The sequence below is a fragment of the Lacinutrix venerupis genome (genome assembly GCF_001971745.1).
Taxonomy (GTDB): Bacteria; Bacteroidota; Bacteroidia; order Flavobacteriales; family Flavobacteriaceae; genus Lacinutrix; species Lacinutrix venerupis.
The window spans coordinates 194,793-210,479 of record NZ_CP019352.1 but is presented as its reverse complement, the minus strand read 5'-3'; the positions used below and the strand labels follow the sequence as shown (position 1 = coordinate 210,479).

Annotated in this window: 10 protein-coding genes; 8 read left to right on the top strand and 2 right to left on the bottom strand. The window is 29.4% G+C overall.

Translation table 11 applies throughout. From position 1 onward, the window contains the following. Positions 1 to 32: 32 nt before the first annotated feature. The gene (gltX, locus tag BWR22_RS00935) at positions 33 to 1,541 is read right to left on the bottom strand and encodes a glutamate--tRNA ligase (protein WP_076731572.1); all 1,509 of its coding nucleotides are present in this window, start codon (positions 1,539 to 1,541) and stop codon (positions 33 to 35) included. 132 nt (positions 1,542 to 1,673) lie between these two features. On the opposite strand from gltX, the gene BWR22_RS00930 reads away from it, so the two are divergent. The 6 genes from BWR22_RS00930 (at position 1,674) to BWR22_RS00905 (ending at position 11,476) form a co-directional block, all read left to right on the top strand. Continuing rightward, the gene (locus BWR22_RS00930) at positions 1,674 to 5,183 is read left to right on the top strand and encodes a DUF4175 family protein (protein WP_076731571.1); all 3,510 of its coding nucleotides are present in this window, start codon (positions 1,674 to 1,676) and stop codon (positions 5,181 to 5,183) included. Then, positions 5,176 to 5,586, top strand: coding sequence for an rRNA maturation RNase YbeY (gene ybeY / locus BWR22_RS00925; protein ID WP_076731570.1), 411 nt, complete (start codon positions 5,176 to 5,178; stop codon positions 5,584 to 5,586). Before BWR22_RS00930 ends, ybeY begins: the two co-directional genes overlap by 8 nt. Before the next feature lie 174 nt (positions 5,587 to 5,760). Continuing rightward, the gene (gene mnmG / locus BWR22_RS00920; protein WP_076731569.1) at positions 5,761 to 7,632 is read left to right on the top strand and encodes a tRNA uridine-5-carboxymethylaminomethyl(34) synthesis enzyme MnmG; all 1,872 of its coding nucleotides are present in this window, start codon (positions 5,761 to 5,763) and stop codon (positions 7,630 to 7,632) included. A 262-nt stretch (positions 7,633 to 7,894) separates the two neighbouring features. Next, the gene (locus BWR22_RS00915; RefSeq protein WP_076731568.1) at positions 7,895 to 8,731 is read left to right on the top strand and encodes a class I SAM-dependent methyltransferase; all 837 of its coding nucleotides are present in this window, start codon (positions 7,895 to 7,897) and stop codon (positions 8,729 to 8,731) included. A 226-nt stretch (positions 8,732 to 8,957) separates the two neighbouring features. Further along, positions 8,958 to 9,470, top strand: a complete 513-nt coding sequence (locus BWR22_RS00910) for an OmpH family outer membrane protein (RefSeq protein ID WP_076731567.1) — start codon at positions 8,958 to 8,960, stop codon at positions 9,468 to 9,470. 152 nt (positions 9,471 to 9,622) lie between these two features. After that, positions 9,623 to 11,476: a hypothetical protein gene (locus BWR22_RS00905; protein WP_076731566.1), complete on the top strand. Its 1,854-nt coding sequence runs from the start codon at positions 9,623 to 9,625 to the stop codon at positions 11,474 to 11,476. Between the two features lie 56 nt (positions 11,477 to 11,532). On the opposite strand, the gene BWR22_RS00900 is transcribed toward BWR22_RS00905, so the two are convergent. Next, positions 11,533 to 12,687: a DNA polymerase III subunit gene (locus BWR22_RS00900; protein ID WP_076731565.1), complete on the bottom strand. Its 1,155-nt coding sequence runs from the start codon at positions 12,685 to 12,687 to the stop codon at positions 11,533 to 11,535. A gap of 185 nt (positions 12,688 to 12,872) precedes the next feature. Here BWR22_RS00900 and BWR22_RS00895 point away from each other — a divergent pair, with 185 nt between their 5' ends. Next, positions 12,873 to 14,432, top strand: a complete 1,560-nt coding sequence (locus BWR22_RS00895; protein WP_076734333.1) for a hypothetical protein — start codon at positions 12,873 to 12,875, stop codon at positions 14,430 to 14,432. A gap of 16 nt (positions 14,433 to 14,448) precedes the next feature. Then, the gene (locus tag BWR22_RS00890) at positions 14,449 to 15,636 is read left to right on the top strand and encodes a phosphoglycerate kinase (RefSeq protein ID WP_076731564.1); all 1,188 of its coding nucleotides are present in this window, start codon (positions 14,449 to 14,451) and stop codon (positions 15,634 to 15,636) included. Positions 15,637 to 15,687 lie beyond the last annotated feature (51 nt).

The window sequence follows — 15,687 nt, the reverse complement described above, 5'->3', positions numbered from 1 at the left end:
GGCTCGCTTTTTTTCTATATATATTTTAAATTTTATAAAACTGAAATTACTTTTTCTATACGCTTTATAGTTTCTGCTTTACCAATCATGTAAATAATATCAAAAACATCTGGACCTTGTAAAGCACCAACAAGAGCTAAACGTAAAGGCATCATAACTTTTCCAAAACCTATTTCGTTTCCTGTAATCCAACCTTTTATTTCCTTTTGAAGCGTTTCTACTTCAAATTCTTCAATATTAGATATTATTGAAACAAGTGTCGTCATAAGTTCTTTTGTTTCGTCTTTAAAAGCTTTTTTAGATGCTTTTTCATCAAAACTTTCTGGTGCTACAAAGAAGAAGCTACTTAAGTCCCAAAAGTCGTTTACAAACGTTGCACGTTCTTTTACTAAATTAACAACCATAGCAATGTAATTAACATCGATATCTTTTAACTCGTCATGATTATTTTTAAAAGCTTCGGCTAACTCATCGTTATTTTGTTCTTGCATGTAATGGTGGTTAAACCATTTTGTTTTATCTGGATCAAAACGTGCTCCGGCTTTATTTACACGACTTAAATCGAAAGCAGCAATAAGTTCTTCTAAACTAAAAATTTCTTGTTCTGTACCAGGATTCCAGCCTAAAAATGATAAGAAATTAATAACAGCATCTGCAAAATAGCCTTCTTCTTTATAACCTTTAGATACATCTCCATTTGGTGATGTATACTCTAAAGGAAATACTGGAAAACCTAATTTATCGCCATCACGTTTGCTTAATTTTCCTTTACCAGTTGGCTTTAAAATTAGTGGTAAGTGTGCAAATTCTGGAGCATCCCAACCAAAAGCAGTATATAATTGCATATGTAATGCTAAAGATGGTAACCATTCTTCACCACGAATAACATGAGAGATTTCCATTAAATGGTCGTCTACAATATTTGCTAAATGGTAAGTTGGCATACCATCGCTTTTAAATAACACTTTATCGTCTAATATATTAGTGTCTATTTTTATATCACCACGTATAATATCTTTTAAATGTAATGTTTGGTCTTGAGGCGATTTAAAACGAATAACATAATCATCACCATTATCTAATTTAGCTTTTACTTCTTCTTGAGAAAGAGATAAAGAGTTACTTAGTTTTAAACGGTTATGCCAGTTGTAAATAAATGTTTTTCCGTTAGCTTCATGGTCTTTACGGTGTGCATCTAAACTCTCTGCAGTATCAAAAGCATAATATGCATTACCAGATGCTATAAGTTGCTCGGCATAATCTTTGTATAAATCTTTACGTTCGCTTTGTCTATAAGGGCCAAATTTTTCGTTTTTATTTGGACCTTCATCAAAAGGAATATTACACCAATTTAAAGCATCAATTATATATTGTTCTGCGCCTTCTACATAGCGGTTTTGGTCTGTATCTTCAATACGTAATACAAAAGTACCATTATGTTTTTTTGCAAATAAATAATTAAAAAGAGCAGTTCTAACTCCTCCTATATGTAAAGGTCCAGTTGGACTAGGTGCGAAACGCACACGAACATTTTTAGACATCAATTTAAGTTTTAAGTGCACAAAGATACAATTAACACATAATTATTAGAGTTTGAAAAATAAAATTGTAGTTTTATAAGTTGTAAACAAGTGGTTTTAAGCAGTAGTTGTTAAAAAAGAATTTATAAATTAATGAGCAATTTTAAAAATATACAAACTAAACTTGAGCAATTCATTAAAAAATATTACACCAACGAGTTAATTAAAGGTGCTATTTTGTTTTTTAGTATTGGTTTGTTATATCTGTTAATTACCTTATTAATTGAACATTTTCTTTGGCTAAATTCTACCGCTCGAACAATTTTATTTTGGTTATTTATAGCCGTAGAAGTGGCGCTTTTTATTAAGTTTATAGTTATTCCGTTAGCAAAATTATTTAAACTTCAAAAAGGGATAAATTATGAAGATGCCTCGTTAATAATTGGTAGTCATTTTCCAGAAGTTAACGATAAATTATTAAATGTTTTACAACTTAAAAGCTCTAATTCGGACTCAGAGTTATTATTAGCAAGTATTAATCAAAAATCCTCCGAATTAACGCCAGTACCATTTAAGCTCGCTATTAATTTTAAGAAAAACACTAAGTATTTAAAATATACTGCTATTCCATTAGCAATAATATTAATCACAGCAGTTTCAGGTAAATTAAATTGGTTTAGCGATAGTTATGAACGTGTAGTTAATTATCAAACTGCCTATGAGCCACCAGCTCCTTTTCAATTTTTTGTATTAAACGAAAGCTTACAGGCTGTTGAAAATAAGGAATTTAGATTAATTGTAAAAACTGCTGGCGATGTAATACCAGAAACAGCACAAATTACTTTTAACAACGAAACATATTATTTACAACAACACGGAGCGGGAGCTTTTGAGTATGTTTTCGAGCAACCTAAAAACAATATAACTTTTAATTTATTTGCTAATAATGTAATATCTAAACCTTATACTGTTTCTGTTGCTCCAGTACCAACACTATTAAGTTTTGATATGGTTTTAAACTATCCAAACTATACAAATAAACGAGATGAGGTTTTAAAAAGTACAGGTAATTCCATTGTTCCAGCAGGAACTAATATAACATGGAAATTAAATACAAAAGCAACAGATTATGCTACATTGTATGCAAACGATACAATACAATTTAATACCATAGAAAACAACAAGTTTTCTGTACAAAAAAGAGTATATAATAATTTAGATTATAGTATTGCAACAAGTAACAAGCAACTAAAAGATTACGAAAATTTATCCTTTAACATTCAAGTAGTTCGTGATGAATATCCAGAGCTTAAATTACAAACTAAAATAGATTCTTTAGACCAACAATCTTTATATTTCTATGGGAAAGTTAGCGACGATTATGGTTTAAATAAATTACAATTAGTTTATTATCCAAGCGAAAATGAGAAGGATAAAAAAATAGAGCGTATACCAATTTCGGGTTCAAATTTTAGTGAATTTGTTAGTGCTTTTCCTAATAATTTAGAAATAAAAGAAGGTACGAGCTATAATTTATATTTTGAAGTTTTCGATAATGATGCAGTTAATAAAAATAAAAGCACTAAAAGTAGTGTGTTTAGTTATAGAAAACGTACTGCAGATGAAGAGGAACAAAAACAATTAAATGAACAAAATGAAACCATTCAAGATTTAAATAAATCTTTAGAAAAATTCGATAAGCAACAAAAAGAATTAGAAGAACTCTCTAAAACACAAAAAGAAAAATCTGAACTTAATTTTAACGATAAAAAGAAATTCGAAAATTTTATAAAGCGTCAAAAGCAACAAGAACAAATGATGCAGAAGTTTAATAAAAAACTTCAAAAAAATTTAGAAGACTTTCAAAAAGAAAATAAAGAAGAAGATCAATTTAAAGAAGATTTAAAAGAGCGTTTAAAAGAAAATGAAGAGCAGCTTAAAAAAGACGAAAAACTTCTTGAAGAATTAGAGAAACTTCGCGAGAAAATGAATAAAGAAGAATTCTCAGAGAAGTTAGATAAACTAGCGCAAAAAGCAAAAAACCAAAAAAGAAGTCTCGAACAAATGCTTGAATTAACGAAAAGATATTACGTTAATAAAAAGATGGAAAAAATTGGAAATGAATTAGATAAGCTTGCAAAAGAACAAGATAAACTTGCAAATAAAGAGCCAAAAGAGAATACAAAAGAAAAGCAAGAGGAATTAAATAAAAAGTTTAAAGACATACAAAAACAATTAGACGAACTTGAGAAGGATAATAAACAATTAAAACAACCCATAGATTTACCACGAGACGAAAATAAAGAAGAGAATGTAGCACAAGATCAAGAAAAAGCTACAGAAGAATTAGATAAAAAAGAACAATCTCAAACTGAAGAGCAGAAGCAAAGTCAAAATTCAAAAGCTAAAAAAAATCAAAAAGGTGCTGCCCAAAAAATGAAAGAAATGAGCATGAAAATGCAAGCACAAATGTCTCAAGGAGGACAAGAAGCTTTACAAGAAGATATAGAAACCTTGCGTCAAATTTTAGATAATTTAGTACTTTTTTCTTTTGATGAAGAGCGTGTAATGAAGCAGTTTAAAAGTATAGAAGTTAACCATAATGAATATGCGACATATTTAAAAAAGCAAAAAGAATTACGTACACATTTTGAACATGTAGATGATAGTTTATTTGCATTATCACTACGTCAACCAAAAATTTCTGAAAAAGTAAATAGAGAAATTTCCGAAGTTTATTCTAATATAGATAAAGCATTAGCAGATTTAGCAGAAAATAATTTATATAGAGGAACATCTTCACAACAATATGCAGTAACATCTGCAAATAATTTGGCAGATTTTTTAAGCAATGCTTTAGACCAAATGCAAAATGCTATGGCAATGCCATCATTAGGAAAAGGTAAAGGAGAAGGCGGTATGCCACTTCCCGATATTATTATGAGTCAAGAAGAACTCAATAAACAAATGGAAGAAGGTACAAAAAAAGGCAAAAGCGGAAAGCCACAAAGTGAAGGTGGCGAGAAACCTGGAGAAAAGCCTGGAGATAAACCTGGTGAGAAACCAGGTAAAGGTAAAAAGCCTGGAGAAAATGGTGAAAATGGTGAAGACGGAGAGAATGGCGAAAGTGGAAAAAATGGTAAGAAGGGAAAAAACGGAAAAGGTGAAGGAAAAGGAGAAGGTAATGGAGGAGGTAAAGGTGAAGGACAAGATGGAAACGATGGATTTAGTGAAGATATAAATGGAGAATTATATAAAATATACCAACAACAACAATTAATACGTCAAGCTTTAGAAAATAAACTTGCTATGGATGAAAAACTAGGAAAAGGTATTCCTGCAAATGCAAAGCAATTATTAAAACAAATGGAAGATGTAGAAGATAATCTTATAAATGGCGGTTTTACAAACGAAACTTTATCCAAAATGATGAATTTGCAACATCAATTATTAAAACTTGAAAAAGCAACATTAGAGCAAGGACAGGATACAAAACGTAAATCTGAAACAAATAAAAAAGATTTTTCAAATACTACAAACAATCAAATTCCTAAAGCAAAAGAATATTTTAATACAACCGAAATATTGAATAAGCAAGCCTTACCTTTGCAACAAATTTATAAACAAAAAGTACAAGAATACTTTAAAGAAAAGAATGATTAGTTTTAACTACGAAAACGATTTTAAGCTTGTTAATGAAGCTAAAATTTCAAAATGGATATCTTCTGTTATTTTAAACGAAAACTGCAAGGAGGATGAAATAAACTATGTTTTTTGTGATGATGATTACCTACATAAATTAAATGTAGATTTTCTAAATCATGATACATTAACAGATATTATTAGCTTTGATTATTCAGTAGGAAAAAAGCTACAAGGAGATATTTTTATTTCCACAGAAAGGGTAGAGGATAATGCAAAAGATTTTAAAGTTTCTTTTGAAACAGAACTCCATCGTGTTATTGTTCATGGAATTCTTCATTATTGTGGGTATAAAGATAAAACAGATATTGAAGCAAAGCAGATGCGAGATAAAGAAAACTTCTATCTTAATACACTTATATAGAATTCATTAATTCGTAGTATATTTGCAGACTTTTTTATTTTAATAATATAATGTTTCACGTGGAACATTGTATTTTAAATTAAAAGAAAACTTAATTGTTTCACGTGGAACACTAAAAAAAATAATTCTGTAGTTACAGATGTAGTAGTAGCTAAATTTAAGAAGAAAGAAATTATGTTTAACGAAATTTATGATGTTATTGTTGTTGGAGCAGGTCATGCAGGAAGTGAAGCTGCAGCTGCAGCTGCTAATATGGGAAGCAAAACATTGCTTATTACCATGAATTTGCAAAACATAGCACAGATGTCTTGTAATCCGGCCATGGGAGGAATTGCTAAAGGACAAATTGTAAGAGAGATTGATGCGCTTGGTGGTTATAGCGGAATTGTAAGTGATACGTCTGCTATACAATTTAAAATGCTAAATAAATCTAAAGGGCCTGCAATGTGGTCTCCAAGAGTGCAAAGTGATAGAATGCGTTTTGCAGAAGATTGGAGAATGCTTTTAGAAAATACTAAGAACTTAGATTTCTATCAAGAAATGGTTTCTGGGTTAATTGTTGAAAACGGAAAAATAGCTGGAGTAAAAACATCTTTAGGAATCGAAGTAAAAGCTAAGTCTGTTGTTTTAACAAATGGAACTTTTTTAAATGGCTTAATTCATATAGGTGATAAAAATTTTGGTGGTGGTAGAGCAGGAGAAAAAGCTGCTACAGGAATTACAGAACAGCTTGTAAATTTAGGTTTCGAATCTGGTAGAATGAAAACAGGAACACCTCCAAGAGTAGATGGTCGTTCTTTAGATTTTTCTAAAATGACAGAGCAACCTGGTGATGAAGTTCCAGAAAAATTCTCTTTTTTAGATTCAACAAAACCTTTAGAGAATCAAAGATCATGTTACATGGCGCACACAAGTGAATTGGTTCACGATTTGCTTCGCGAAGGTTTCGATCGTTCTCCAATGTTTAATGGTAGAATTAAGAGTTTAGGACCAAGATATTGCCCAAGTATTGAAGATAAAATAAATAGATTTTCAGATAAAAATAGTCATCAATTATTTGTTGAACCTGAAGGTTGGAATACTGTAGAAATGTATATAAATGGTTTTTCTACTTCTTTACCAGAAGATGTTCAGTTTAAAGCGATGCGTTCTATTGTTGGTTTTGAAAACGTAAAGTTCTTTAGACCTGGTTATGCAATAGAATATGATTATTTTCCACCTACACAATTAAAACACACATTAGAAACTAAGTTAGTAGATGGATTGTATTTTGCTGGTCAAATTAATGGAACTACAGGATACGAAGAAGCTGCTTCGCAAGGTTTAATGGCTGGAATAAATGCATCTTTAAAAGTGCAAGAAAAAGATCCGTTTATCTTACAAAGAAATGAAGCATATATTGGAGTTCTTGTAGACGATTTAATTACAAAAGGAACAGAAGAACCATATAGAATGTTTACGTCTCGTGCAGAATATAGAACTTTATTAAGACAAGATAATGCCGATTTTAGATTAACACCTCGAGCTTATGATTTAGGTTTAGCTAGCGAAAAACGATTAAGAAGAATGGAGGAGAAGCGTGAAGCTTCAGAAAAATTTGTTCAGTTTTTTAAAGACACAAGTGTCACTAAAGAAGAAGCAAATCCTATTTTAGAATCTAAGAACTCTGCTAGTGTAAAACAGCAAGGTAAAATGCATAAAATATTTGCAAGACCAAATATTACTATTGAAGATATGCGTAAAATTAAATCTGTAGACGATTATATTAAAGAGCATAATTTAGATAGGGAAATTATAGAGCAAGCCGAGATTCAGGTAAAATACTCTGGATATATTGATAAGGAAAAGAATAATGCAGATAAATTAAATAGATTAGAAAATATTAAAATACCTCCTAATTTTAATTATTCAAAATTGCAATCTATGAGCTTAGAGGCAAGAGAAAAATTAAACAAAATTCAACCAGTTACAATTTCTCAAGCGTCTAGAATAAGTGGTGTTTCTCCTGCAGATATTTCTGTTCTTTTAGTATATATGGGTAGGTAAAAATTTAGCAATTAATTTAACGTTCCACGTGGAACGTTAAATTAATTTTTCTTTTTTATATTCTTTATATTAGGAATTTTTCTAAATATTCAATTATAGAATTTATTTAAAATATTTAAATAAAGAGCAATTTTAAGATGAGTTTTATATAAAGTATAAACCTATTCCAATTGGAAATAATAATACTAAAAAGATGTTTTTCTTAAAGAATATTGTATTACAAAAAACAATAAAAAGCATTATTAGAAAAAAATAAATTAATATGCAGGTAAAAGATTTTTCGGTTTCTGGAGAAGAATTCCAATTAATAAAAAATAAAGAATTGGGTTATTTAGAAACGACACCGCAACCATCTTTAAAAAAGCTATCTAAATATTATGAAAGTGAAGATTATATTTCGCATACTAATAGTAAGCGAAACTTGTTTGAAAAAGCATATCACTTTATAAGAGATATTTCCTTAAAACGAAAATTAAAACTGATTAATTCATTTAATTCAGAAGAAAAAAAAATACTAGATATTGGATGTGGTACAGGATCTTTTTTAAAAATAGCTAAAGACAATAATTGGAATGTTGTTGGAATAGAGCCAAACGAAAAAGCAAGAAGTATTGCAATTGAGAATTGTGGTAACTCAATTTTTGATACTAATAAAATAGAGGAACTTAAAGATGGTAGTTTCGATGTTATTACACTTTGGCATGTTTTAGAACATCTTCCAAATCTTGATAGACAAATAGCGTCTTTAAAAAGGCTTTTAAAAGCTAACGGAACTTTAATAATTGCTGTACCAAATTTTAAAAGTTTCGATGCAAAATATTATAAAGAGTTTTGGGCTGCTTATGATGTACCAAGACATTTATGGCATTTTTCTAAGGAATCTATTATTAAATTGTTTTCTACAAAAAAAATGATAGTAGTAAAATCTCTTCCTATGGTTTTTGATGCTTATTACGTGAGTTTACTTTCAGAAAAATATAGAAATACATTCTTAAGAATAATACCCGCATTTTTTATAGGATTGGTTTCAAATTTAAAAGCTAAGCAATCTGGAGAGTATTCTTCTCTTATTTATGTGATAAAAAACAGCAAAAACTAATTTTAACACGTTTTAAAGCTGTTTATTTTGTTTTAACATATGTTTTACTACTAAATCTCTAAAACAAGCTTAAATATACCTTAAAATAATTCAATTTTAATAGATGTTTATTATTTATAAAATGGTTTAGTATAAATTATACTTATAGTTTGTTTTTCTCCTTTAATTTAGATAATTATTATAGCCACTTTTCTATTTTTGCGCAAACAGAAAATTATTTTATAAAATGAAAAAATTAATATTAGCAGTAATTGTATTAGTAACTTTTGCATCTTGTCAAGAACAAAAAATAGGATTTGTAGATAATGGAAAAGTTATTAACGATATCCAAGAGAAAAAAGATATCGAAACTAAATATGATGGTTTAACAGAAGCTTTTAAAAAAAGAGCAGATAGTATAGGTCAAACTTACCAAGCCGAATATCAAGGACTTCAAGCAAAGGCAGCTAGAATGTCTCAAAGTAAACAACAAGAAGAAATACAAAAGTTTCAAGCAAAAGCGCAACAATTTCAACAAATGATGCAAGCAGAGCAACAGCAAATGCAAACAGCTTATCAAACAGAACTAGATTCTGTAATTTCTAAAATGAAAACTACTGTTGAAGATTACGGTAAAGCAAATGGTTATAAATTTATTTTTGGAACAAACGAATCTGTTGGAACTGTATTATACGGCGATGAAGCTTCAGATTTATCAGATATTATAATTAAAGAAATAGATTCTAAATACAAAAAGTAATTAGTAATTAATCTTTTTCACTTTTAAAAAACGCTAAATAACTATTTAGCGTTTTTTTTTGTTTATTAATCCCGTAGAATTCAGTGCAATAAAATAAATTGCCTATATTTAGATCAATAATTTAACGCTATTAATTATTCTATTTTAAGATGATGAAAAACTGCATAACCATCAGTTTCATCGTCTTTACTTTTTGTGGGTTTTTATATGCCCAAGAAGCAGTTCCGTTCAAAGTTCAAAATGAATTTTTTATTTACGGAGATGCTGCTGTTATTGGTAACAATATACTAAGTAAAGACGCTAAAAAACCATTTAACGACACATCATTAACTAATGATGATATAAATATGGTTTTTGTTGATATTGACAACGATTCCTCTACTTTTAGCTCGAGTTCTGCTAGCTTAAAATTACCTAAAAATCACAGCAAAATTGTTTATGCCGCTTTATATTGGTCTGCAACTTATAGTTATGAAGAAGGTTATAGAAAAGAATCTGCAGGACAATTTATATTTCAAGGAAAACGTGTAAATAATAGAGAGAACATTCATAAAATAAAATTTAAAACGCCAAGCGGAGACTACAAAAATATTAACGGAAAAGTGCTTTTTGATGGTGCAAAAAACACTTCTTTTAGGCTAAACTCGCCTTACGTTTGTATGGCAGATGTTACTAAACTGCTTCAAAAAAATGATATAGTAAATGGAGAGTATACTATAGCAAATGTTATGGCAACAAAAGGATTTGTATCTGGAGGAAGCGCTGCAGGATGGTTACTTTATGTTATTTACGAAGCTCCTACAAAAAATCCTAAATATATTACTACTTACAATGGTTTTGCACATGTAAATAACCAACCATTAAAACTAAAATTTAATAATTTTAAAGCCTTAGAAAAAGGAGAAATACAAACAAGTTTAACGTTTGCTGCTTTAGAAGGCGACTCTGCATTAAAAGAAGATGAGTGTATTTTAATTAATCCAATTTCAAAACGCCTCTCACTTTTAAGCACAGAAAATAGGCCTAGAAATAACTTTTTTAATAGTAAAATTACTTATAGTAATACAGCTTTTAATGAGCGATATCCTAAAAGCGAAAACACCTTAGGTTTTGATATTGTTTCTATGGATGTACCAAATGAATCGCAACCGTTAATAGACAATACAACCACAGAAATTGAAATGGCTTTTAATACTAATTCCGATAGATTTTATATGTTTTTTACTGCTTTTCAAACAGAAATAAGTAAAACTTTTTATGAGGAAAATAAAGGCAATACAGTAATAGAAATTACAGATGTAGAAAAACCAAAAAAAATAGTTAGTGAAAAACCTAAAAAGGAAAAAATTACTAAAAAGAAACAGTTAAAAAAAGAAATAAAAAATACTGAAATAGCCAAATTAACTGTTCCTCAAGAAAAACAAAAAGTAAATAAAACTAATCAAGATATTTTTACGCCAGAAAAACAATTACCTTCTCCAGAAGCATATAAAACAAAAACAATAGAAAAGGAAAAACCACTACCTGTATGGTTACAAAAAAAACAAACTGAAAATAATGTAACTATTACACAAACAGATATTTATCAGCCAAATATAACTCTTCAAAAACCAGTATATTCAAACACTTCTCTTGTAATGAACAGAGAAAATTATGAGAAATTATTAACCGTAGAAGATTATGTTTACGAAACTCAAAAATTTAAAAGAATTCTTAACCAAGAGCCAAATATAATAGCTGGAGTCGAAAAAGGATACTATATAATAGCCGGATTATTATACGACTTAGATTATGCTATTAATTATCAAAAAGAGCTTCAAGAAAAAGGAGTAAATTCAAAAATTTTTAAAGACATATCTAAAGGTCATTATTACGTATATCTTTTTAATTCTGAAAATTTTTACGATGTATTCATGCTTAGAAAAGCATTTATTAAAAGCGAATTTTTAGAACAAGTTTGGATACTAAATATTAATATAGAAAAACAGGTAATAAAGAAGCTTTAACAATAAATAGAGAAGCTTTTGGATTTATAATTGCAAACAATTACTAAAAGATTACATTATTCCGATTTTTTATGAAGTAATCTCGTTAATTTTATAGATAAATCGGTGAGAATAATTTTAGAGTTACCATTACGCTCAATATGGTAAATAGCGTCTTGTATTTCGTTAGAAATGTCTAAAATATTGTTGTTATGTACAAAAGGTGCAAAATTTTCAAGTTTAAATTTTTCGTTTTTAACTTCCATATAAACTAATTCTTCTGCATTGTAGTTTAATAGCAAAGCTTGACGAAAAAAATCTAAACAAAAGTTTAAAAAATGTTTTTGAGTTTCACGGCCAGTTTTAGCAATATCTTCACTCCATTTTATTAAATCGTGAATAGCTGCTTTGTTACCTTTAGCTTTAAAAGCAGAACGAATCCAGAAAATAAACCAGTCTTCAAACTGAGTGTCTTCACTATCGCTATATACTAAATCGCATGCTTTATTATAGTTTCCATTAGCTTGATGTGCTAATTTTGTTGCTATTGTTTCATTTAAACTATAATTTTTTATAAGAGCATTTTTAATATCAACTTCGGCTAGTGGTGGAAAGTGTAATATTTGACAACGAGATCTAATGGTATTAATTATTTGCTCTTCTTCTTCAGCAATTAAAATAAAAATTGTTTTATTTGGAGGCTCTTCAATTAACTTTAAAAGCTTGTTTGCAGCAGCAGTATTCATTCTATCTGCCATCCAAATAAGCATTATTTTGTAACCACCTTCGTAAGATTTTAAGGATAAAGATTTTATAATATCTTGAGCTTCATCCACACCAATTTGGCCTTGCTTATTATCTACACCTAATTGTTTATACCAATCAAAAAGATTTCCGTACGGTTGTTTGGTTAATAAATCTCTCCATTCTTCTAAAAAATGACTAGAAACAGGATGTCTTTTAATTTTATCGTTAGTAGTTACCGGAAATGCAAAATGTAAATCTGGATGAGAGAAATTTTTAAATTTTAAATTACAAGCCTCATTGCCATTATTATTTTTACCGTTAGTATTAGAGCATAAAACATATTGCGCATAGGCAATTGCCATAGGTAAAGTTCCAGAACCTTCCGGTCCTATAAAAAGTTGAGCATGAGGTACACGACCATTATCTACACTAGTAGTTAGGTGTTTTTTTATATGTGTCTGTCCTATTATTTCACTAAAAAGCATAAGGCAAATATAGTTTATAGCTGTTATAGTTTAAATTTAAGCCTAAGGAAATTACTTATTTTTGTAAAGTATCGGTTTAAAATTCAATTTTAAACAGTGTAACTCAAACACGTTTGTTAGTATTTATCTATATTTGAAGCATATAAAACGTATCGCTATTTTTTATAATAATGAAAATAATATTAATGAAATATTTATTACTAATTAGTCTTTCCTTTTTAGCTTTTTTTAATGGCTATTCTCAAGAGCAGACTATTAAACAAAGCCTAGAGTATGATGGTGTGGATTTTAAATCGGTTAACGAATTTTATATCTATGGAGATAGTAAAGTTATAGGAAACAGTGTTTTAGGAGAACATAAGGTTAACGATTTTGATGATATAACAGTAAGTAATGATGATGTAAAAATGAAATATATAGACATCGACGACGACAAATCTACCTTTAGTTCAAGTTCTGCTAAATTAAAACTACCAGATAATTTAAAAAAAATAACCTATGCAGCCTTATATTGGACAGCAACATATAGCTTAGAGCAAGGAAAACGAAGAAAGGTTAAAGATAGTTACGAATACAAAGGAGATTTTAGACATAGTCACGCAATAGATACAATTAAATTTAAAACGCCAAATAGCGAATACCAAACTATTGCAGGAGAAATTATTTACGACGGAGCCGAAAATCCAACACATGCAATAAATTCACCTTACGTTTGTGTTGCAGATGTTACAAAAATACTTAGAGAAGCACAAGATAAAAATGGCGACTATACTGTAGCTAATGTAAGAGCCTCACAAGGTTATATTTCTGGAGGTAGCGCTGCTGGATGGATGCTTTATATTATTTACCAATCGCCTACAGATAACCCAAAATATATTTCATCTTATAATGGTTTTGCTTTAGTAAATAACCTACCAGTAGACATTACTTTTAGAAATTTTAAAGCAGTAGATCAAGGAGATGTTAAAACATCGCTTGTAGTTTCTGCTTTAGAAGGAGATTTAACATTACTACAAGACGAGTGTGCAATAATTAAAAGAGATGGTTCTTACCAGTCACTTAGTAATGGATCAAGGTACCAGCAAAACTTTTTTAATAGCAGTATTACAAATAACAGTTTAGTTAATACAGACCGTGTTCCAAGCAGTAGAAACACATTAGGTTTCGATATTGCAGAATTAGAAATACCAAACTACAATAACTCTATTATTGATAATAATATGAGTTCTACAACATTAAGATTAAAAACAAAATCAGATAGATATTATATGTATTTTGCTGCTTTTCAAACAGAAATTAGTCAAGATTTTTTTGAAGATGTTGTAAAAGAAAAAGAGCCTGTTAGCAAAGTTTCCACTATCGAGCCAGAAGTTATTAGAACCACACAAGCAGAGGTTAAAAAAAACAATAGAAAATACGTATGGAAACCACCAGGAAAAAAAGGTTTTGACTCTAAAGATTTTAAAATGTTAGTTGCAAAAAAACCAACAATTTTTAATGGTGTTAGTAATGGCTATTATGTGGTAACTAATGTGTTTTCAGAACCTTATAGAGCTAGAAAATGGGAAGCATTTTTAATTAAAAAAGGACATACACCAATTACAATTACTAATCCAAAAAATAATTGGAATTTTGTAGCTGTGCTGCAAACAGAAAGTGCAAAAGAAGCCTTTACAAAACAACAAGAATTAATTCAAGAATATAAATTTAGAGACACTTGGGTATTAAAAGTTAATTTAGATTAAAAAAGATAAAACAAATATGAAAACGATAAAAGACTTCAATTTTAAAAATCAAAAAGCTTTAATTAGAGTAGATTTTAATGTGCCATTAGACGATAATTTTAATGTAACCGACGCGACAAGAATTTCATCTGCAAAGCCAACATTAATAAAAATATTAGAAGACGGCGGAAGTTGTATTTTAATGTCTCATTTAGGAAGACCTAAAGGAGTGCAAGATGAGTTTTCTTTAAAACACATAGTTAGTAAAGTTGAAGACATTATTGGAGTCGAAACAAAATTTGTATCAAATTGTGTGGGAGCAGAAGCAGAGGAAGCTGCAGCAAATTTAAAACCAGGAGAACTTTTAATTTTAGAGAACTTACGTTTTCATGAAGAAGAAACTAAAGGAGATAAAGATTTTGCAGAAAAATTATCGAAACTTGGAGACATATATGTAAATGATGCTTTTGGTACCGCACATAGAGCGCATGCATCTACAACAGTTGTAGCACAATTTTTTCCAGAGAAAAAGTGTTTTGGCCATTTATTAGCACAAGAAATAGAAAGCATAGACAAGGTTTTAAAATCTGACGACAGACCAGTTTTAGCAATCTTGGGAGGAGCAAAAGTATCATCTAAAATTACTGTAATAGAAAATATATTAGACAAAGTAGATGATATTATTATTGGTGGAGGAATGGCCTTTACCTTTGTAAAAGCTCAAGGCGGAACCATTGGAGACTCTTTAGTTGAAGACGATAAATTAGAAATGGCCTTAGACATTTTAAAACAAGCTAAAGCAAAAAATGTAAATATTCATTTACCTGTAGATTCTATTATAGCAGATGCTTTTAGCAATACTGCAAATACTAAAACATCAGATATTACTGCTATTCCAGAAGGTTGGATGGGATTAGACGCAGGACCAGAATCAAGAAAGCAATTTCATAATGTAGTTATGAATAGTAAAACAATTTTATGGAATGGTCCTTTAGGTGTGTTTGAAATGGAAAGTTTTGCAAATGGAACCATTGCTTTAGGAAACTCTATAGCAGAGGCTACAAAAAATGGAGCATTTTCTTTAGTTGGTGGAGGAGACTCTGTTGCTGCAGTAAAACAATTTGGTTTTGCAAATAAAGTAAGCTATGTAAGTACTGGTGGAGGAGCCATGCTAGAAAGCTTAGAAGGTAAAACACTACCGGGAATAGCTGCTATTTTAGATTAAAATAGTACTTATACCATTTTTGTAATTATAGCGTTAATTTAGCACAACTAT

Bases quoted from the DNA above. Each gene is read 5' to 3' on its own strand.
- gltX (WP_076731572.1), bottom strand. From the start codon at position 1,541: ATGTCTAAAAATGTTCGTGTGCGTTTCGCACCTAGTCCAACTGGACCT.
- BWR22_RS00930 (WP_076731571.1), top strand. From the start codon at position 1,674: ATGAGCAATTTTAAAAATATACAAACTAAACTTGAGCAATTCATTAAA.
- ybeY (WP_076731570.1), top strand. From the start codon at position 5,176: ATGATTAGTTTTAACTACGAAAACGATTTTAAGCTTGTTAATGAAGCT.
- mnmG (WP_076731569.1), top strand. From the start codon at position 5,761: ATGTTTAACGAAATTTATGATGTTATTGTTGTTGGAGCAGGTCATGCA.
- BWR22_RS00915 (WP_076731568.1), top strand. From the start codon at position 7,895: ATGCAGGTAAAAGATTTTTCGGTTTCTGGAGAAGAATTCCAATTAATA.
- BWR22_RS00910 (WP_076731567.1), top strand. From the start codon at position 8,958: ATGAAAAAATTAATATTAGCAGTAATTGTATTAGTAACTTTTGCATCT.
- BWR22_RS00905 (WP_076731566.1), top strand. From the start codon at position 9,623: ATGAAAAACTGCATAACCATCAGTTTCATCGTCTTTACTTTTTGTGGG.
- BWR22_RS00900 (WP_076731565.1), bottom strand. From the start codon at position 12,687: ATGCTTTTTAGTGAAATAATAGGACAGACACATATAAAAAAACACCTA.
- BWR22_RS00895 (WP_076734333.1), top strand. From the start codon at position 12,873: ATGAAATATTTATTACTAATTAGTCTTTCCTTTTTAGCTTTTTTTAAT.
- BWR22_RS00890 (WP_076731564.1), top strand. From the start codon at position 14,449: ATGAAAACGATAAAAGACTTCAATTTTAAAAATCAAAAAGCTTTAATT.